This is a genomic window from Amycolatopsis sp. NPDC024027 (assembly GCF_040638975.1).
Classification (GTDB): domain Bacteria; phylum Actinomycetota; class Actinomycetes; order Mycobacteriales; family Pseudonocardiaceae; genus Amycolatopsis.
This window is the reverse complement of sequence record NZ_JBEZYY010000059.1, coordinates 1-1,028: the sequence shown is the minus strand read 5'-3', so window position 1 is coordinate 1,028 and position 1,028 is coordinate 1. Positions and strand designations below refer to the sequence as shown.

2 protein-coding genes are annotated in these 1,028 nt (G+C 69.9%); both read right to left on the bottom strand.

What is annotated here, in order from left to right; genetic code table 11:
• A partial coding sequence (locus AB0F52_RS48690; RefSeq protein ID WP_360186508.1) for a hypothetical protein occupies positions 1-515 on the bottom strand: 515 nt, incomplete at its 3' end.
• 121 nt (positions 516-636) lie between these two features.
• Positions 637-918 (bottom strand): hypothetical protein, encoded by a 282-nt coding sequence (locus AB0F52_RS48685; protein ID WP_360186505.1) that lies wholly within the window; start codon positions 916-918, stop codon positions 637-639.
• Positions 919-1,028: the final 110 nt, after the last annotated feature.

Sequence of the window (1,028 nt, the reverse complement as noted above, 5' to 3'; positions counted from 1 at the left end):
TCTTCGAGGGTCGCCCCGTCTTCCACGGTCAGCGAGAGCTGACGCCGACCGAGCCACAGGCCGCCGACGTGAGCAGCGATCAGACCGGCCGAGACCGACGCGGGCCAGGTGGCCCAGTCCGCCGAGGTCGAGAGCGCCCAGGAGGCGAGCGACGCGGGGACCACGTGCAGCGCGTGACCCCGGACCGCGAGCGTCGCCAGCGTCACCGGGTAGTTCCGGCGGGCCGTCTTGAGGTCCGTCTTAGCGTCGCCCCTGTGCTTGCGGGCCGCGCGGTCCGCCGTTGCCGCCGCCCGGCGGGCCGTACCAAGCGGGTTCTTGCTTCCCTTCCGGGCCGCCGCCCGCTGGGTCTTGGCCGTGGCCGCCGTCGAGCGAGCCGAGTTGTGGGCCCGCTGCGCGTCCATCAGCGCTTTGAGGTGTTCCGGGGTCCGGAGCTTGGCCCGGCGGTCGGCCTCAGCGTCCCAGCGGGCCGCGAACGGGACGAACGCCGGGGTCAGCGCGTCAAGCGTGTTGATCACGGACGATTTGGCTCCGGCAGCAGCCGACGCCCATCCTTGGGTCTTGTCCACGGGAGTCCTTCCAAGAGCTCGTGGATGTGGGCGGCTCCCGGGGCAACGGGGGCCGTCCGTCTTTGTGGAGTTAGATGCGGGTCTGTCCTGCACTTCCAGCGGCCGGGGGCAACCGGTCCTCTGGGATCGAGCTGTAGCCCGAGATCAGTTCGCAGACCGTCAGGCCGAAGAAGTCCGCCAGCGGCGGAAGGTCGTTGACCCTCCAGACCGACTGACTCTCAGGAGCCCGGAGCCGGGCCGAGACGGGAGCGCGGGTAAGGCCCAGGCCCCCGGCAAGGTCGGCGTGACTCCGACCGGTACGGGTCAACAGGAGCTTGACCGTCTCGTTCAGACGGGATTCCAGGGTGGTCACACGCGATCTCTCCTCGATCCGTTGGGTCGCTTTCCGACCCGCAAGAAGAGGATGGCATAGCGACCCGACGGATTGCAACCCGACCCGCCGAAGGGCGCAACGGCCTTGCG